Here is a 16,876-nt window from a genome sequence, read left to right as displayed (position 1 = left end):
CAGGCGGGATTGTCCTTCAGGGCTCGATATCCAGCTCCGGGTAGCGGCGGAAGATACCGTTCTCGTTGAAAGCCAGGCGTCGCGGCGACGCGAGATAGGCGGCGATGTTCGGCCTCGCTTTCACCGAAGCGTGCAGCTTCAAAAGCTCGGAGTATTGCCGCTCGTAATGGCGCATCGCCTTCGGGAAGGCATAGCGAAGCCCTTCGATCACCTGGAATAGCGAGAGATCGATATAGGTTGCGCCGTCGCCGACGGCGTGGCCGCTGCCATCGGGGTTTTGTTCAAGCACCCGTTCGAAGTAGCCGAGAAACTTGGGGAGGCGGTTGGTGACGAATTCGATCGCCCGGTCCTTCGCCTCCACCTTCTGCTCCTCGTAGTATTTCGAGGTTGCGATCGGGTGGTGGGTGTCGTGCACCTCGGCAATGAAGTCGGTGATGGTGAGTTGCAGACCGTTGGCGAACCAGCGCAGCGCCTCCTCCTTGGGCGCGAGCCCGAGCCTCGGGCCGAGGTAAAAAAGGATGTTGGCCACATGCGAAATGATCTGGTCGCCATCCCTCAAGAACGGAGGCGCAAAAGGGATGCGTGGCTCGGCAGTGTTTTCCATCAGCTTCATCATTTCGCCAGTGCCGCGGCCCCGTTCGCGCGTAACGTCGACGTAATCGGCGCCGGCGTCTTCGAGCGCAAGGCGCACGAATTCGCCCCGGCCCTGAATGCCGTCCCAGTAGTACAACTCATAGGTCATGGAAGCCCTCTGCCGATCTCGATTACCCGGTTGATATAGGCCATCGGCGGTTTAGGGCGAGGGCAACACAGCAATTGCAAGGCGCGCTCTGTCGAACTGGCCGCGACACATGCTATGGCGCTGTGGAGACGCATCTGAAATCCGGCGAGGATGCCAGGGTGAGCAAGCCGAACTATCGCGACATTGCAGAGTTGGCGGGTGTCGGAACGGCCACGGTCGAGCGGGTGCTCAACGGACGTGGCGGCGTTCGCCCCGAACTGGTCGAGAGGGTGGTTGTTGCGGCGCGCACGCTGAACTATCCGCGCACGCTGCCCGACACCCATCGCGGTCTTTTGCGCATCGACGTGCTGATGGTCCGCCCCGAAACGACCTTCTATCGCCGGCTCTCCAAAGCGTTCGAAAGGATCGCGGAGACGCTCGATCCGCTTGTCGTGGTGCAACGCAGCTTCACCGAGGAGATGAAGCCGGACGAGATTGCCAGGCGGATTCTTGCGACCGAGGTCCCGCGCGCTGGCCTGATCCTTGCCGTGCCCAACAGTCCGCTGATCAGCGCCGCGGTCGAGACCGTCGTTTCGCGCGGGGTGCCGGTAATCCATGTCGTTACACGGGCGTCCGAGAAGCAGGGCGAATTCGTCGGCATCGACAACTACGCGGCCGGACGAACGGCGGCACTCTTCATCGCCCGCATGGCGCGCAGGAGCGGCCCTGTTGTTGCCCTCTGCCACCCGATCTATCAGGTCCATCGCGATCGCCTCAGCGGCTTTTCAGACTATTTCCAGGAGCATCCGGGCGAGCGCCGGTTCGAGTGGCTGGGCTTCACCCGCGACGAGGAGCACTACGGCGCCGAAGCGCTGCGATCGGCGCTCGAGATGTATCCAGAAATGGCCGGGCTCTACAATGCCGGCGGCGCGAACGCCGCTCTGATCGATGTTCTTCGCCGGCATCCGCGCGGCATGGAGATTTTCTTCGTAGGCCATGAGTTGACCGATTATACGCGCAAGGCTCTCGGCGACGGCATCATGGACGTCGTGCTCGATCAGGCGCCCGAGGCGCAGGCCCGCCGCGCCCTTGACCTTGTGCTGCGCCGGATCGGCCTTTCAGAGCTGGAACCGGACAAGGCGCCTATTCGCTTCATCACCATCACCGCCGAGAGCCTTTGATCTGATTTGATCAAACAAGGCTTCGCCGTTCAGAACGCCTCCTGCTAGATTTTTATCAAGAAGGAGAGCGCGGTCCCGAGCGAACCGGAAGGCGCTCTCCTTCATCGGAATTTGTGCGGAACGCCCGCGATCCGCCGGGAGGAGAGCGTTATGGACGACTTGAAGTATGGAACGCGCAACAAGCGAGGCGACTGGGCACCGAACCAGCCGATCGAAACGGCGCCGCTGTTTGCCTTTCCGCCCAAACTGCTGGCGCTCCTGAAGTGGCTGCCGCACTATTTCTTTCCGTGGAACGCGATCTTCGCCGCTTCGGCCGTCGCCTACTGGGCCTGGGTAATCCCGCCGATCGAGACGATGCAGACTTTGAGCATCGGCTGGATCGCATGGCTCTACGTTGTGAACGCGGTCTGCGTCTTCCTCTTCTACGGCGCCTTCGAACTGCACCTCTACGTGCTGAAACGGCAGGAAAACCGCTTCAAGTACAATGGCAAATTCCCGGCCGAGCAGAAGAGCAAGGCTTTCTGGTTCGAGAGCCAGAACCTCGACAACATCCTGCGCACCTTTCTCTCAGGCGTGACGATCTGGACCGCCGTCGAGGTCGCCATGCTCTGGGCCTATGCCAATGGCTATGCGCCTTGGCTGAGCTTCGCGGAAAATCCCTGGACGCTCGCTTTCGTCGCGCTCGTCGTGCCTGTGATCCACGAGTTCCACTTCTTCTGCGTCCACCGGCTCATCCACACGCCGCTGCTCTACAAGTGGGTGCATTCGGTCCACCACAATTCGGTGAACCCGTCGCCATGGTCCTCGCTGTCGATGCATCCGGTCGAGCACCTGCTCTATTTCGGCACCGCCTTCTACCACCTGGTGCTGCCGTCGAACCCGATCCTGATGCTCTACCAACTTCACTATGCGGGCTTCGGCGCCATTCCCGGCCATGTCGGCTTCGACAAGGTCGAGGTCGGCGAAGAGACACTCGTCGATAGCCACGCCTATGCGCATTACCTGCACCACAAGTATTTCGAGGTGAATTATGGCGACGCCCTGATCCCGCTCGATCGCTGGTTCGGCACCTGGCACGACGGCTCCAAAGAAGGCGAGGCGCGGATGCAGGAGCGCTACCGCAAGCGCAAGGAAAAACTCGCAGCCCGCAAGGCGCGCAACACGATCGGGGAGGCAGCAGAATGAGCAACGTGATCACCTGGGTACCAGCCTGCAAACTGGATGACATCGAGCAGGAAGGGGCGATCCGCTTCGACCACGCCGGCCGCACCTACGCGGTCTACCGCGGGCCGGATGACAGCGTCTATTGCACCGCCGGTCTCTGCACCCATGAGGCGATCCATCTCGCCGATGGGCTGGTCATGGACTTCGAAGTGGAATGTCCCAAGCATTCCGGCGCCTTCGACTACCGCACCGGCGAAGCCCTTAGGCTTCCCGCCTGCGAGAACCTGAAGACCTATCCCGCCGAAATCGTCGACGGCGAGGTTCGGGTGGCCCTCGGTTAGGGCCCGCGCTTACCGCGCGCTCGAACCACTCGAGCATTGATCGGGTCCGTGGGACCCCCGGAATGCACTCGGGTGATCCGGCACCCATTGGGAGGAAATCATGAAATCCATGTACCTGGCGGCTGCTCTTGCCGCCTTGATGGGAAGTGCTGCCTCGGCGGAGACGATCGGTGCCTCGATGCAGAGCTTCGACAACAACTTCCAGACGCTGCTGCGTGAAGGCATCAGCGCCAGAGCATCGGAAACCGGAGGCGTCAATGTCCAGATTGAGGACGCCCAGACCGACATCTCCAAGCAGCTCAACCAGGTAAACAACTTCATCGCGTCGGGCGTCGACGCGATCATCACCACGCTCGCCGACACCTCCGCCGCTCCAGGGATAAGCGAGGCGGCAGAGAAGGCAGGCATCCCGCTCGTCTATCTCAACCTCCAGCCGGACAATGTCGCCCAGTTGCCGGTAAAGCAGGCCTATGTCGGAAGCCGGGAAACGGACTCCGGCAAGCTGGGCGCCGAGGCCGCCTGTTCGCTGCTCAAGGAAAAGGGCAAGGCAGGTAACGCGCAGGTCTATATCCTGATGGGCGATCTCGCCCACCAGGCCTCGCGGGACCGCACCTTGTCGTTCAAGGAGACGCTGGCTGCCGGCGACTGCAAGGGCGCCACCATCGCCGACGAGCAGTCCGCCGCTTGGACGCGCACCAACGCGATGGACCTTACCACCAACTGGATCACGGCCGGGCGCCCGATCGACGTGGTTTTTGCCAACAACGACGAAATGGCGATCGGCGCCATACAGGCGCTCAAAGCCGCCGGCGTGTCGATGGACGACGTGATCGTCGTCGGCATCGATGCGACGCAGGATGGTCTCGCCGCTATGGCCGCGGGCGATCTCGATGCGACGGTGTTCCAGAATGCCAAGGGCCAGTCGGCGAGCGCGCTCGATGCTGCCGTCGCGCTGGCGCGCGGCAAGGCCGTCGAACGCGAAGTGATGGTTCCCTTCGAGCTCGTCACGCCCAAGAACATGGCCGACTACGCGACTCGCAACTGATCCTCCCGGCCGGCGCATTTCTCCTGCCTGCGCCGGCCACCTTTCCTGAGCGGGATGAGGAACAGTGCGTGCGGTTTTCCGCCCGCATCCCGCTCCAACTTATGATCTTTGGAGCAAGCCATGAATGGCATCGTCATCATCGGCGCCGGGGAATCCGGCACCCGCGCGGCCTTTGCGCTGCGTGAATCGGGCTTTACCGGCAGCGTCACGCTGGTCGGCACGGAACCGCATCTGCCCTATGAGCGCCCGCCACTGTCGAAGCCGCTCAACGGCGCGGTGCAGATGAAGCCGATCTGCGGCGCCGAGGCGCTCCAGGCTGCCGGCATCGACTACCTCCAGGGCGTATCGGCCCTGAGCCTCGATCCGGATACCCGGTCTGTCGCTTTCAGCGACGGGCGGACGCTTACATACGACAAGCTGCTGCTTGCGACCGGCGCTCGCCCGAGGCGGCTGACATCCCCTGGGGCTGAGCGCGCGCTCGACTTTCGCACCTATGCGGATGCGGCGACAATCTTCTCCAGCGCCGACCCGGGAAAAAGTATCTCCATCATCGGTGGTGGTCTGATCGGCATGGAGCTCGCGGCCGTTCTGCGCGGCAAAGGCATAACCGTCAGCGTTATCGAGATGGCGGCTAAGCCGCTCGGACGCGCGGTTCCACCGCGCTTTGCCGCCAAGCTCCATGCGCGGCATCAGGATGAAGGCGTTGCGTTTCATCTCGGTCAGGGGATGGCCGCGATCACCGACGATGCCGTTCTCCTCGCCGATGGCAGCGCGGTGCCTGCCGATATCGTCGTCGCGGCGATCGGCGTTCTGCCAGATGTGGCGCTCGCCGAGGCGGCGGGCCTTGCCACCGGAAACGGCGTCCTGACGGACAGTTTTCTTCGCACCAGTGACCCGAACATCTTTGCGGCCGGTGACTGCGCCGCGGTGGCGCAGCCGGGCGGCGGGTACATTCGCTTCGAGAGCTGGCGCAATGCGCGCAGCCAGGCGGAGACCGCGGCCCGCAACATGGTCGGCGGAAAGGAAGCTTTTGGCGCAATCCCCTGGTTCTGGACCGACCAGTACGATCTCGGTCTGCAGGTCGCGGGCCTGCCGCAGCCGGAGCATCAGAGCGTGATCCGCCAACTCGACGGCGGCGAGCTGGAGTTCTACCTGGACGATGGGCGCCTCCTTGCCGCGGCGGGCCTCGGTTCCTGCAATAGCGTCGCCAGGGACATCAAGCTCGCCGAGATGCTGATTGCCGCCGGTATCAATCCAGACCCCGCAGCGCTTGCTGATCCCGGCGTGAACCTGAAGGCGCTTCTGAAGAACGCGCGGGCGGCCTGATGCAGAAGTTGCTTGTCTTTCAGTCGCTCTGGGCGATGGAGCGCCGGCATGCGGACGGCTGCGAACGCGGTCTCGAGGAAAACATCGCTGTTATCGTCGAGGCCGGGTTCGACGGCATCAGCGCGCATTACACCAACCGTGATGACGTCGTCCGCCTCAACGAAGTGATCCGCGGCACCGGATTGAAGATCGAGGGAGTCTGTTTTCCCCGGAGCGTCGAGGACCTGCGCCCGACCCTGGAACTGGCGAGCGAATTTCCTGTCAGCCACATCGACCTGCAGGCGGACGTCCGCCCGCGCCGGGTGGAAGATTGCCTGCCGCTTCTGGACGGATGGATGCGGCTCGCCGAAAGGGCGGGTGTCCCCGTCTATGTCGAAACCCATCGCCACCGGATCACCAGCGACCTCTTGTTCACGCTGGACCTGCTGGACCGGCGCCCCGATTTGCCGCTGCTCGCCGATCTCTCGCACTATCTGGTCGGCCGCGAGTTTGCCTTTCCGGTCGAAGAGGAAAGCCACGCCCAGGTCCGGCGCATCCTCCACAACGCCCAGGCCTTCCACGGCCGCGTCGGCTCGTGCCAGCAGATCCAGATCGAGATGTCCTTTCCGCAGCATCGCCCCTGGGTCGATCTCTTCCGCGACTGGTGGGCCTACGGCTTTCGCCACTGGCGATCCCGTGCCGCCGACGATGCCGAACTGGTCATGACCTGCGAGCTCGGCCCCAGACCCTATGCGATCACCGACAGGGACGGCCACGACACGACGGACCGGTCGGCGGAGGCGCTTTTGCTTCGGCAGTTGGTGCTGGATGTGTGGGCTGAGAGCGCAGACCCTTCGGGCAACCGAACGCATGGCGCGTGCGTGCCGGACCCCGTCATTTAACGAAGGAGGGCCGGAATGGCAGATTGTGCTCGAGGCCAAGCCAAGGCGGGTTTTCCGCATACATCTCTTCGATCAACTGCTTGATCAGCTCAATGTGGCGTGAATTGTCGCCGACCCGGTGATTGAGGATGACAGGAGAGGTCGCGCGTTCCCCCTCGATCATGCGGTAGTGGACGTCTGACCGCACCTGACGCGCCGAGGAGGGGACGATGCACAGACCGGCTTCCGAGGCGACGAGGCCAAGGGCACTCTGGATCTCCCGCACTTCATGCACCTCGGCAGGGCGCACATCGTGGGCATGAAGCAGGCTCAGCACATGGTCGGCATAGCTCGGCCGCGGCTCCTTCGGATAGACGATCAGCTTCTGGCCGGCGAGCGCATTCAAGGGCAAGGGCGACGTGTCTTCGGCTAGCGGCGTGCCCTCGGGTATCGCCACGGCGAGGCGCTCTTCGCGCATGAGGATGCCGACGACATTGGGATCGCTGTGGTGAAGCCGGCCGAAGCCGACATCGATTCGGCCCTCCTTGAGCGCGGCGATCTGCTGCACCGACACCATCTCCAATAGCCGGATATCGAGTTCCGGCGCATTCTGCCTCAGCTTGCGCACGAGTGTCGGCAGCCCGCCATAGAGCGTGGAGGCGACGAAGCCGATGGACAGGACGCGGTTCTGGTTGAGACCGACGCGGCGCGTGGCCTCAACCATCTGCTCGACTCTCCCCAAAATCTGCAGCGACTGCTCGTAGAACAACCGGCCCGCCTCCGTCAGCCGGACCGGACGGCTCGCGCGGATGATCAGCGGCACGCCCAGCTCTTCCTCCAGAAGCTGGATCTGCCGGCTCAAGGGTGGCTGGGCGATATGCAGCTGCTCGGCGGCGCGGGTGAAGTTGCGCTCACGGGCGACGGCGACGAAGTAGCGAAGCTGGCGCAGATCCATATTCAGGCCCTCATTTTCCTACCATTGCGGTATGTTGCAGTGCGGTAACCGCATGAATCTGCGAAATCTCTATCGCACTATACCATGAAGGTATCATAGAGAACCTATTTGGTGTTGGACGCCACCCAGTGCGCGGCGCACAGTCACGCCATGAACACGACCCTTGCACCCATCTCTCCGACTGCAGCCTTCGTCTCCGTCGTCGAACGGGTCGAAACGATACTGGTCGATCTGCCGACGATCCGGCCGCACAAGCTCTCAGTCGCGACCATGACCGGCCAAACGCTGATGCTGGTGAAGGTCCATTGCAGCGACGGCACCGTCGGGATCGGCGAAGGCACGACGATCGGCGGTCTCGCCTATGGTGGCGAGAGCCCCGAAAGCATGAAGCTGGCGATCGATACCTATTTCGCGCCTGTCATGATCGGCGAGGACGTGACCCGCGTGAAGGCGCTAATGGCGCGCATCGGCAAAGCGGTGAAGGAAAACCGTTTCGCCAAGAGCGCGGTCGAAACGGCGCTGCTCGACGCCCACGGCAAGCGTCTCGGCCTGTCGGTCGGCGAACTCCTGGGCGGAGCGCTGCGCAAGCGGCTGCCGGTCGCCTGGACGCTCGCTTCCGGTGACACCGCCATGGACATTGCCGAGGCCGAAAAGATGCTCGACCTTCGCCGCCACCGGATCTTCAAGCTGAAGATCGGCGCGAAGCCGTTGAAGGACGATATCGCCCATGTGGCGGCGATCAAGCAGGCGCTGGGCGACCGCGGTGCGGTGCGCGTCGACGTCAACATGGCCTGGAGCGAATTCGAGGCGTCCTACGGCATGGCGGCGCTCGCCGATGCCGGTTGCGAACTGGTAGAACAGCCTGTCGCGTCGACGGCAGCGCTCAACCGACTGGTCCGCCGCTTCCCGGTGGCGCTGATGGCGGACGAGTCCCTTACCGGGCCTGAATCGGCCTTCGAGATTGCCAAGACCAAGGGCGCTGACGTCTTCGCGGTCAAGATCGAGCAGAGCGGCGGGTTGTTCAATGCGCAGCGCGTGGCGGCGATCGCCGATACCGCCGGCATCGAGCTCTACGGTGGCACGATGCTCGAAGGCGCTGTCGGCACGGTGGCCTCCGCCCATGTGTTTTCGACCTTTGCCAATCTGCAGTGGGGCACCGAGCTTTTCGGTCCGCTGCTCCTGACGGAGGAAATCCTGGCAACGCCCCTCGACTACAGCGACTTCGAACTGACGGTGCCGGATGGGCCGGGTTTGGGCGTCGAACTCGACGAAGACCGGTTGAAGTTCTTTGCGCGCGAAGGGCTGCGCAAGACCATCAGTGTTGCGAAGTGAGGATCGGCTGATGCTGTTTCACGTCAGAATGGATGTTCGCATTCCCCATGACCTGCCCGCTGAAGAGGCGGCCCAGATTCTCGCGCGAGAGAAGGCCTATTCACAGGCGCTGCAGCAGAGCGGCAAGTGGCGGCATATCTGGCGGATCGCCGGCCAGTACGCCAACTACAGCGTCTTTGACGTCACGGACAATGCCGAGCTGCACGAGATCCTCTCGGGTCTGCCGCTGTTCAAATTCATGGACATCGAGGTGACGCCGCTGCTTCGGCATCCGTCGTCAGTCCGGGAGGATGACACCTGAGATTTCGTTCGGCCGCCGCCGGGAGGTTGGCAGGCGGCACCCGCTTTCAAACTATCCAAGTGGAGGATTTATCATGAGCGTGAAGATTTTCGACAAGCCGGAGACGCAAGGTTTCCTGAAGGTTCTGAGCGGCCTCGACAAGGACGGCGGCAGCCCGCGCGTCAAAGAGATCGTGCACCGGCTGATGTCGGACCTGTTCAAGGCGATCGACGATCTCGACATCACCCCGGACGAATACTGGACCGGCATTGCCTGGCTAAACGAAATCGGTGCTGCCGGCCAGGCCGGCCTGATCTCGCCCGGCCTCGGCCTCGACCACTTCCTCGACGAACGTCTCGACGCTATCGACGAGGAGCTCGGCATCAAGAATCCGACACCGCGCACCATCGAAGGGCCGCTTTATGTCGCCGGCGCACCGGCATCGGAAGGCTTCGCCCGTCTTGATGACGGCCGGGACACCAACGGTCACCCGCTGATCATGCACGGCACCGTCTATGATTCCGCCGGCCAACCGCTGAAAGGTGCGACGGTCGAAGTCTGGCACTGTGATACCCGCGGCTTCTATTCGCATTTCGACCCGACCGGTGTGCAGGCGCCGTTCAATATGCGCCGCACGATCGTCACCGACGCCAAGGGCCGTTACAAGTTTCAGAGCATTGTGCCGCACGGCTACGGCGTGCCGCCGGGCAGCCCGACCGAACAGCTGCTTTCGGCGCTCGGGCGTCACGGCCAGCGCCCGGCGCATATTCACTTCTTCATCAGCGCCGACGGTCATCGCAAGCTGACGACCCAGATCAACATAGCCGGCGATCCGTTGGTCAACGACGACTTCGCCTATGCGACCCGCGACGGCCTGGTGCCCGATGTTACCGAGCGGACCGACGAGGCAAGCATCAAGGCGAACGGTCTCTCCGGCCCCTTCGCCGAGATCGAATTCGACATTCATCTCACCTCATTGGTGAATGGCGTCGACAACCAGATCAACGAGCAGCGCAGGCGCGCCGCCGCCTGATCATTGTTGCGGCGGCCGACTGAGCCGCCGCCCCCACACCGACATTGTTGCAATAGCCGAACCGAGCACGGATCAGCCGTTTGCGGGAGAAGAACCATGTCTGCAGTTATCGACAAAACCCAGGCCCTCGACGATCTGCTCGCCACCGCAGTCGAGGACGATCATGAGACCGGGATGTTCCGGTGCCGCCGCGATATCTTCACCAACGAAGACCTCTTCGAGCTGGAGATGAAGCACATCTTCGAGAGCAATTGGGTCTACCTCGCCCACGAGAGCCAGATCCCCGAGAACAACGACTATTACACCACCTATATCGGCCGCCAGCCTGTCGTCGTCACCCGCGACAAATCAGGCGAACTGCACGCGGTCATCAATGCCTGCGCCCATCGCGGCGCGATGCTCTGCCGGCGCAAGCATGGCAACAAGGGCAGCTTCACCTGTCCTTTCCACGGCTGGACTTTTTCCAACACCGGCAAACTCCTGAAGGTGAAGGACGAGAAGACCACGCAATATCCGCCGCAATTTGCGAAAGATGGCTCGCACGACCTGAAGCGCGTCGCTCGTTTCGAGAGCTATCGCGGCTTCCTCTTCGGTAGCCTGAATCCTGATGTCTCGTCGCTCGAGGATTATCTCGGCGAGACCAAGGTCATCATCGACCAGATTGTCGACCAGGCGCCCGACGGGCTCGAAGTGCTGCGCGGCAATTCCTCCTACATCTACGATGGGAACTGGAAGCTGCAGATGGAAAACGGTTGCGACGGCTATCACGTCAGCTCCGTGCACTGGAACTATGCCGCGACCATGGGCCGCCGCCACGAGGAGGGCACCAAGGCGGTCGACGCGAGCAGCTGGAGCCGCTCGATTGCCGGCGTCTACGGCTTCGACAACGGCCATATTCTGCTCTGGACCAACACCATGAACCCCGAGGTCCGGCCGGTCTTCCACGCCCGTGAGGAGATCAAGGCGCGCGTCGGCGAAGTGAAGGCGGATCTCATCGTCAACCAGACGCGTAACCTCTGCCTCTATCCGAACGTGTTCCTGATGGACCAGTTCAGCACGCAGATCCGCGTCACCCGTCCAATCAGCGTCGACAAGACCGAGATCAGCATCTTCTGTTTCGCGCCGAAGGGCGAAAGTGCTGAAGACCGGACTCTGCGCATCCGCCAATACGAGGATTTCTTCAACGTCTCGGGCATGGGCACTGCCGACGATCTCGAAGAATTCCGCGCCTGCCAGCAGGGCTATGCCGGCATCACCGCGCTCTGGAACGACCTGTCACGCGGGGCGCCGCTCTGGATTGACGGTCCGGACGACAATGCCAAGCGCATGGGCCTCGAACCGTTGCTCTCGGGCGAGCGCAGCGAAGACGAAGGCCTGTTCGTCCGCCAGCACGAATATTGGGCGAAGGTGATGCGCAACGCGCTTGCCTCCGAGACGAAGGGAGCGGTCGCATGAGCATCTCCTACGACACCGCCTGCGCCTTCCTCTACCGCGAAGCGCGCCTGCTCGACGACCGCGAATGGGACGAATGGCTGACCTGCTATGCGCCCGACGTCACCTACTGGATGCCGGCCTGGGACGATGACGATCAGCTGACCGAAGATCCGCAGTCTGAGATCTCGCTGATCTTCTATCCGAGCCGCGACGGCCTGGAGGATCGCGTCTTCCGCATCAAGACCGAACGCTCGGGCGCCTCCACGCCAGAGCCGCGCACCAGCCACAACGTCACCAATGTCGAGTTGCTGGCCGACCGTGGCGAGGAAGTGGATGTCCGCTACAACTTCCACACGCTCAACCACCGCTACAAGGTCACCGACCACTTCTTCGGCACCATGTTTGTGACGTTGCGCAAAAGCGGCGAAGAGCTCGTGATTTCACAAAAGAAGATCGTGCTGAAGAACGACTACATCCGCCAGGTCATCGACGTTTACCACATCTGATGACCGCCGCCTGACGACAAGGGATTGGGAGGAGCAACCATGGCCAGCTACAGGATCGCTTTGAATTTCGAGGATGGCGTCACCCGTTTCGTCGAATGTAGGGACGACGAGAAGGTGCTCGACGCCGCCTTCCGCAACAAGATCAACCTGCCGATGGACTGTTCCGACGGTGTCTGCGGCACCTGCAAGTGCCGCGCCGAAAGCGGTGCCTATGACCTCGGCGACGACTTCATCGACGATGCGCTGACATCGGACGAGGCTGAAAGCGGTCTGGTGCTGACCTGCCAGATGAAGCCGTCGAGCGATTGTGTCATCGCGGTGCCGACGACCTCGGCCGCCTGCAAGACCGGGCAGCAGAAGTTCGCGGCAACGGTTGCGCGGGTCACCCCGCACAATGATGCGGCGATCGTGCTGGAGCTGGACGTGGACGCAGCACCCGCCTTTCTGCCGGGGCAATACGTCAATATCGATGTGCCCGGCAGCGGCCAGAGTCGCTCCTATTCCTTCTCCTCGGCTCCGGGTGAACAGCGTCTCGGCTTCCTGATCAAGAAGATCCCCGGCGGCCTGATGAGCAGCTGGCTGGAGCGCGCGGAAATCGGGACGAAACTCGAGCTGACAGGGCCGCTCGGCAGCTTCTATCTGAGAGAAGTCCAACGCCCCCTGCTGCTGCTAGCCGGCGGCACCGGTCTTGCGCCATTCCTGTCGATGCTCGAAGTGCTGGCCCAGGCCAACGCGCAGCAGAAGATCCACCTGATCTACGGCGTCACCCGAGACCTGGATCTCGTGCTTGTCGATGAGATCGAGGCCCATGCCAAACGGCTTGCCAATTTCACCTGCAGCACAGTCGTGGCAGACGCTGCCTCCAGCCATCCGCGCAAGGGCTGGGTCACCCAGCACATGCCGGAAGAGCTGCTCAATGGCGGCGACGTCGACGTCTATCTCTGCGGTCCGCCGCCGATGGTCGACGCCGTGCGCAAGCACCTCGACGACACCGGTATCGTGCCCAACAGTTTCCACTACGAGAAGTTCACGCCGAACGTCTTGGCGAAGGAGGCGGCATGAGCGCGGCCCGTTTTGAAGGGCGCTTTGCCGGCAAGGTGCTCGTGGTCACAGGTGCCGCTCAGGGCATCGGCCGCGCTGTGGCGCTGCGTGCTGCGGCTGAAGGCGGCAAGGTGCTGTTCGTCGACCGCGCCGACTTCGTCACAGAGGTGGCGGCGGAGGCCGGGGGCGATCGGGCGGCAGCCTACAACACCGATCTCGAGACCCACGAGGGCGCCGCTGCGGCGATGTGCTTTGCCGCCGAACGCTTCGGCGGCATCGACATCCTGATCAACAATGTCGGCGGGGCGATCCGCATGCGGCCCTTCGCCGAATTCGAACCATCGCAGATCGATGCGGAAATCCGCCGCTCGCTGATGCCGACGCTCTATTGCTGTCATGCCGTCTTGCCGCATCTCTTTGCGCGCGGCGCCGGCACCATCGTCAACGTGTCCTCGAATGCGACGCGCGGCATTCACCGCGTGCCCTATTCCGCGGCGAAAGGCGGTGTCAACGCCATCACCCAGTCGCTGGCGATGGAACTTGCCGAGCGCAACATCCGCGTCGTCGCGACCGCGCCGGGTGGGACGGAGGCGCCGCCACGCCGTGTCCCGCGCAATGCCGCGGGCGACAGCGACGCCGAGAGGGCCTGGATGGGCGACGTCGTCGCCCAGGTAAAGCAGTCGAGCTTCATGAAGCGCTACGGCAGCATCGAAGAGCAGGCGGCACCCATTCTGTTCCTGGCCTCCGACGAGGCCTCCTACATCACCGGCAGCGTGCTGCCGGTCGCCGGCGGCGATCTCGGCTGACGGCTCTCTATCTGAAACGCGCAACGACCTGGGGAGGAGATGATGCGCTCTATCGATGTGAATGAGGCAATAGACGGGAGCCCCCTTGGGGGCTTCCAGTGGATGGTGGTTGCGCTCTCAGCGCTGCTGCTGATTGTCGACGGTTATGACGTCTTCGTCGCCGGCACCGTGCTGCCGACGCTGATCGCCGAATGGGGACTGAGCAAGCCGCAGGCCGGCGCGCTGCAGGCCTGGGCACTGTTCGGCATGATGTTCGGGGCGCTGATCTTCGGCCCGCTCGCCGACCGGATCGGCCGTAAGAAGGGCATCGCCATCAGCTTCGTGCTGTTCACGGTCTCGACCTTGCTGACGGGGCTTGCCGGTTCGCCCGAACAGTTCAAGATCTTCCGGTTTTTCGCCGGTCTCGGCTGCGGCGGCTTGATGCCGAATGCCGTGGCACTGATGAACGAATACGCGCCGAAGCGTCTGCGCGGCACCCTGGTGGCGCTGATGTTCTCCGGCTATTCGGTCGGCGGCATGGTGGCGGCCGGCCTCGGCATCGGCCTCATCCCATCCTATGGCTGGAAGCCGATGTTCTTTATCGCCGCGGTGCCGTTGCTTCTGTTGCCGGTGGTCCTCTGGAAGCTGCCGGAATCGCTCGGTTTCCTCATCCGTCAGGGCAAGCAGGACGAAGCGAAGCGGATCTATCAGAAGATCGATCCCGGCGTGCGTATCGGTGCGGCCGACAGGCTGGTCTTCGCCGAAACGAAGGGCGCCTCGGCGTCGGTCCTGGAACTCTTCCGCCATCAGCGCACCCTGCGCACGATCATGCTGTGGGTCGCGTTCTTCTGCTGCCTGCTGCTCGTCTACCTGCTGTCGTCCTGGCTGCCGAAGGTGCTGCAGGAAGCCGGCTATGCGGAGAAGGCAAGCCTGCTCAGCCTCTTCTCGCTGAATTTCGGTGGTATGGTCGGCGCCATTGCCGGCGGCTGGCTCGGCGACCGGTTCGGCCTGCCGAAGGTGGTGGTCGGATTCTTCGTCGCGGCAGCCCTGTCGATCGCGCTGATCGGCTTCAATCCGCCGGCGACCCTCCTGTTCCTCATGGTGTTCGTCGCCGGCGCCACCACGATCGGCACGCAGATCCTGCTCTATGCCAGCGTGGCGCAGCTCTATAACCTCTCGGTCCGCTCTACCGGATTGGGCTGGGCCTCGGGCGTCGGTCGCATCGGCGCCATCGTCGGCCCGACGCTTGGCGGCGTGCTCCTGGCGCAGGAGTTTCCGCTGCAGCAGAACTTCGCGATCTTCGCCATCCCGGCTGCGATCTCGGCGCTCGCCATGCTGGTCTTTGCGATCAGCAACGCCCGCCGCGACGAGGTCGTGCAACTGGCGACGGCTTAACGAACGGCGATGGCGGCCGGACCATGAAGGCATCCGGCCGCCATCCCTTTGCGCGTGCGAGACTCGTGCCGCAGCGCGTATGCCTATGAGGCGCAGCGTCGCGCCAACAACCATGAAGCCGCCTTCGCTGGCGGCTTCCCTGATTGGAGTGCCGGTTTCATGGCCTATCTCGACCTACCCAGCCATCGGCTTCATTACCGCATCGACGGCGACCTAAGCGGCAACGCACCCTGGCTGCTCTTCTGCAATTCTCTCGGCACCGATCTCACCATGTGGGATGCCCAGATCGGGGAGCTTTCGCCGCATTTCCGCGTGCTGCGCTACGATCGCAAGGGCCATGGTCGTTCCTCGGCGCCGCCACCGCCCTATACGCTCGCTGATCTCGGCCATGACGTGCTGGCTCTTCTGGATGCGCTGGAGATCGAACGGACGCATTTCTGCGGCCTGTCGATCGGCGGCCTGACCGGGCAATGGCTCGGCGTGCACGCCGGCAAGCGCCTGGACAGACTCGTGCTCTGCGCGACGGCGGCGCGCATCGGCACGCCCGAGGGCTGGGCCGCGCGCATCGACAGCGTCAGGGCGGACGGCCTTGCGGCTTTGACCGCTTCCACAGCCGAACGCTGGTTCAGCCCGGAATTCGCAGCCAGCCATCGTGAAGCCGTCGGTCGCGTCCTCGAGAGCTTCGGCACCACCGCGACCGATGGCTATATCGGCGGCTGCACAGCGCTGGCGGGTGCGGATTTGCGAGAAGAAATCGTCAAGATCGCCAATCCCGTGCTCGCCATTTCCGGCGACGGGGATCCGGTTTGTCCGCCATCCGACCTCGAAAACATCGCCGCCCGCGTGCAGCAGGGGCGGCATCTGTCATTGCCCGGTCGCCATATCGTCAACATCGAGTCCGCGCCGGCATTCAACGCGGCGCTGCTCGAATTCCTTCACGCTTGAAGGCGGATTCACCAGCAGCGCCGCGCAGCCCATCAACGTGCCTCACTTGACTGGAACCACGAGCGGCGCGTCCTTGGTGACGATGTAGGTCGCGAGTTCCGACGCCTTGGCGGTGCCGACGTTCTTGGCCACATGGGCAACGCCAGCCGGAATGAACAGCGCCTGGCCTGCCTGAAGCGTCACCGGTGCCCGGTCCTCGAGTTGGTATTCCAGCGAACCCTCAAGCACATAGGCGATTTCTTCGCCGGGATGGGAATGCTTGATCGAGGTGGTTCCCGGGTCGATATCGACGCGGACCTGCACAGCCTCGTGTCCGGGCACGCTGATCTCGTTCTTGATCAGGTCCGTGCGCTGAATGCCCTGCATCTGCTGAGCCTCAGCCATGCGAAGCGTCGTTACGCTGCCGGCGATCAGCAGGGCGGCGGCAATGAGGCGGTGCGTTTTCATGGGGTTCTCCGTCATAGCGTTGATCGAGTGGGCGTCGTTGGAAGCATCCTGATTTCAACGGAGGTGTGTATTGGCGGTGTGTCGG

18 protein-coding genes are annotated in these 16,876 nt (G+C 63.2%); 15 read left to right on the top strand and 3 right to left on the bottom strand.

Features of this window, described 5'->3' with window-relative positions; all coding sequences use genetic code 11:
• Nucleotides 1-16: 16 nt before the first annotated feature.
• Nucleotides 17-742: a glutathione S-transferase gene (locus AC070A_RS06695; RefSeq protein ID WP_057251975.1), complete on the bottom strand. Its 726-nt coding sequence runs from the start codon at nt 740-742 to the stop codon at nt 17-19.
• Nucleotides 743-900: 158 nt separating this feature from the next.
• Between AC070A_RS06695 and AC070A_RS06690 the strand changes: the two genes are divergently transcribed.
• The 6 genes from AC070A_RS06690 (at nt 901) to AC070A_RS06665 (ending at nt 6,659) form a co-directional block, all read left to right on the top strand.
• Entirely contained in the window at nt 901-1,902 is a 1,002-nt protein-coding gene (locus AC070A_RS06690; RefSeq protein WP_057252120.1) for a LacI family DNA-binding transcriptional regulator, read from the top strand.
• A 150-nt stretch (nt 1,903-2,052) separates the two neighbouring features.
• Nucleotides 2,053-3,087: a sterol desaturase family protein gene (locus AC070A_RS06685; RefSeq protein ID WP_057251974.1), complete on the top strand. Its 1,035-nt coding sequence runs from the start codon at nt 2,053-2,055 to the stop codon at nt 3,085-3,087.
• Between the two features lie 8 nt (nt 3,088-3,095).
• The gene (locus tag AC070A_RS06680; protein ID WP_058322965.1) at nt 3,096-3,407 is read left to right on the top strand and encodes a MocE family 2Fe-2S type ferredoxin; all 312 of its coding nucleotides are present in this window, start codon (nt 3,096-3,098) and stop codon (nt 3,405-3,407) included.
• Nucleotides 3,408-3,507: 100 nt separating this feature from the next.
• Nucleotides 3,508-4,452: a substrate-binding domain-containing protein gene (locus tag AC070A_RS06675; protein ID WP_113479261.1), complete on the top strand. Its 945-nt coding sequence runs from the start codon at nt 3,508-3,510 to the stop codon at nt 4,450-4,452.
• A 120-nt stretch (nt 4,453-4,572) separates the two neighbouring features.
• Entirely contained in the window at nt 4,573-5,778 is a 1,206-nt protein-coding gene (locus AC070A_RS06670; protein ID WP_113479260.1) for an NAD(P)/FAD-dependent oxidoreductase, read from the top strand.
• Nucleotides 5,778-6,659, top strand: a complete 882-nt coding sequence (locus AC070A_RS06665) for a sugar phosphate isomerase/epimerase (RefSeq protein ID WP_113479259.1) — start codon at nt 5,778-5,780, stop codon at nt 6,657-6,659. Before AC070A_RS06670 ends, AC070A_RS06665 begins: the two co-directional genes overlap by 1 nt.
• Here the strand turns inward: AC070A_RS06665 and AC070A_RS06660 are convergent.
• Nucleotides 6,652-7,593: a LysR family transcriptional regulator gene (locus AC070A_RS06660; protein ID WP_057251970.1), complete on the bottom strand. Its 942-nt coding sequence runs from the start codon at nt 7,591-7,593 to the stop codon at nt 6,652-6,654. The two genes, AC070A_RS06665 and AC070A_RS06660, sit on opposite strands and share 8 nt — an antisense overlap.
• Nucleotides 7,594-7,743: 150 nt before the next feature.
• On the opposite strand from AC070A_RS06660, the gene AC070A_RS06655 reads away from it, so the two are divergent.
• From AC070A_RS06655 to pcaD, 9 genes are all read left to right on the top strand, one after another.
• On the top strand, nt 7,744-8,925 hold the full coding sequence (locus tag AC070A_RS06655; RefSeq protein WP_057251969.1) for a muconate/chloromuconate family cycloisomerase: 1,182 nt from the start codon (nt 7,744-7,746) through the stop codon (nt 8,923-8,925).
• Between the two features lie 10 nt (nt 8,926-8,935).
• A complete protein-coding gene (catC, locus tag AC070A_RS06650; RefSeq protein WP_057251968.1) occupies nt 8,936-9,226 on the top strand; it encodes a muconolactone Delta-isomerase in 291 nt (96 codons plus the stop codon).
• Nucleotides 9,227-9,299: 73 nt separating this feature from the next.
• On the top strand, nt 9,300-10,238 hold the full coding sequence (catA, locus tag AC070A_RS06645; protein ID WP_057251967.1) for a catechol 1,2-dioxygenase: 939 nt from the start codon (nt 9,300-9,302) through the stop codon (nt 10,236-10,238).
• Between the two features lie 96 nt (nt 10,239-10,334).
• On the top strand, nt 10,335-11,693 hold the full coding sequence (locus AC070A_RS06640; protein ID WP_112996297.1) for a Rieske 2Fe-2S domain-containing protein: 1,359 nt from the start codon (nt 10,335-10,337) through the stop codon (nt 11,691-11,693).
• Nucleotides 11,690-12,178 carry a benzoate 1,2-dioxygenase small subunit gene (benB, locus tag AC070A_RS06635; protein ID WP_058322765.1) on the top strand — a complete coding sequence of 163 codons (489 nt, stop codon included), beginning with the start codon at nt 11,690-11,692 and terminating at the stop codon, nt 12,176-12,178. The genes AC070A_RS06640 and benB overlap by 4 nt, the downstream gene beginning before the upstream one ends.
• 39 nt (nt 12,179-12,217) lie before the next feature.
• A complete protein-coding gene (gene benC, locus AC070A_RS06630) occupies nt 12,218-13,240 on the top strand; it encodes a benzoate 1,2-dioxygenase electron transfer component BenC (protein ID WP_057251964.1) in 1,023 nt (340 codons plus the stop codon).
• A complete protein-coding gene (gene benD / locus AC070A_RS06625; RefSeq protein WP_112996296.1) occupies nt 13,237-14,025 on the top strand; it encodes a benzoate diol dehydrogenase BenD in 789 nt (262 codons plus the stop codon). The genes benC and benD overlap by 4 nt, the downstream gene beginning before the upstream one ends.
• Before the next feature lie 39 nt (nt 14,026-14,064).
• Nucleotides 14,065-15,399 carry an MFS transporter gene (locus tag AC070A_RS06620; protein WP_082615914.1) on the top strand — a complete coding sequence of 445 codons (1,335 nt, stop codon included), beginning with the start codon at nt 14,065-14,067 and terminating at the stop codon, nt 15,397-15,399.
• 159 nt (nt 15,400-15,558) lie between these two features.
• The gene (gene pcaD / locus AC070A_RS06615) at nt 15,559-16,344 is read left to right on the top strand and encodes a 3-oxoadipate enol-lactonase (protein WP_112996320.1); all 786 of its coding nucleotides are present in this window, start codon (nt 15,559-15,561) and stop codon (nt 16,342-16,344) included.
• 42 nt (nt 16,345-16,386) lie between these two features.
• Here pcaD and AC070A_RS06610 read toward each other — a convergent pair whose 3' ends face one another.
• Nucleotides 16,387-16,791 (bottom strand): cupin domain-containing protein, encoded by a 405-nt coding sequence (locus tag AC070A_RS06610; protein ID WP_057251961.1) that lies wholly within the window; start codon nt 16,789-16,791, stop codon nt 16,387-16,389.
• Between the last annotated feature and the right edge of the window lie 85 nt (nt 16,792-16,876).

The sequence above is a fragment of the Ensifer sp. GW101-20A05 genome (assembly GCF_059424735.1).
Note: the sequence above shows the minus strand (reverse complement) of the source record. Positions and strands in the feature narration are given on the sequence as shown.

What these genes read in the sequence shown, in the direction of transcription:
- AC070A_RS06695 (WP_057251975.1), bottom strand. Translation starts at nt 742, where the DNA reads ATGACCTATGAGTTGTACTACTGGGACGGCATTCAGGGCCGGGGCGAA.
- AC070A_RS06685 (WP_057251974.1), top strand. Translation starts at nt 2,053, where the DNA reads ATGGACGACTTGAAGTATGGAACGCGCAACAAGCGAGGCGACTGGGCA.
- AC070A_RS06675 (WP_113479261.1), top strand. Translation starts at nt 3,508, where the DNA reads ATGAAATCCATGTACCTGGCGGCTGCTCTTGCCGCCTTGATGGGAAGT.
- AC070A_RS06670 (WP_113479260.1), top strand. Translation starts at nt 4,573, where the DNA reads ATGAATGGCATCGTCATCATCGGCGCCGGGGAATCCGGCACCCGCGCG.
- AC070A_RS06665 (WP_113479259.1), top strand. Translation starts at nt 5,778, where the DNA reads ATGCAGAAGTTGCTTGTCTTTCAGTCGCTCTGGGCGATGGAGCGCCGG.
- AC070A_RS06660 (WP_057251970.1), bottom strand. Translation starts at nt 7,593, where the DNA reads ATGGATCTGCGCCAGCTTCGCTACTTCGTCGCCGTCGCCCGTGAGCGC.
- AC070A_RS06655 (WP_057251969.1), top strand. Translation starts at nt 7,744, where the DNA reads ATGAACACGACCCTTGCACCCATCTCTCCGACTGCAGCCTTCGTCTCC.
- catC (WP_057251968.1), top strand. Translation starts at nt 8,936, where the DNA reads ATGCTGTTTCACGTCAGAATGGATGTTCGCATTCCCCATGACCTGCCC.
- catA (WP_057251967.1), top strand. Translation starts at nt 9,300, where the DNA reads ATGAGCGTGAAGATTTTCGACAAGCCGGAGACGCAAGGTTTCCTGAAG.
- AC070A_RS06640 (WP_112996297.1), top strand. Translation starts at nt 10,335, where the DNA reads ATGTCTGCAGTTATCGACAAAACCCAGGCCCTCGACGATCTGCTCGCC.
- benB (WP_058322765.1), top strand. Translation starts at nt 11,690, where the DNA reads ATGAGCATCTCCTACGACACCGCCTGCGCCTTCCTCTACCGCGAAGCG.
- benC (WP_057251964.1), top strand. Translation starts at nt 12,218, where the DNA reads ATGGCCAGCTACAGGATCGCTTTGAATTTCGAGGATGGCGTCACCCGT.
- benD (WP_112996296.1), top strand. Translation starts at nt 13,237, where the DNA reads ATGAGCGCGGCCCGTTTTGAAGGGCGCTTTGCCGGCAAGGTGCTCGTG.
- AC070A_RS06620 (WP_082615914.1), top strand. Translation starts at nt 14,065, where the DNA reads ATGATGCGCTCTATCGATGTGAATGAGGCAATAGACGGGAGCCCCCTT.
- pcaD (WP_112996320.1), top strand. Translation starts at nt 15,559, where the DNA reads ATGGCCTATCTCGACCTACCCAGCCATCGGCTTCATTACCGCATCGAC.
- AC070A_RS06610 (WP_057251961.1), bottom strand. Translation starts at nt 16,791, where the DNA reads ATGAAAACGCACCGCCTCATTGCCGCCGCCCTGCTGATCGCCGGCAGC.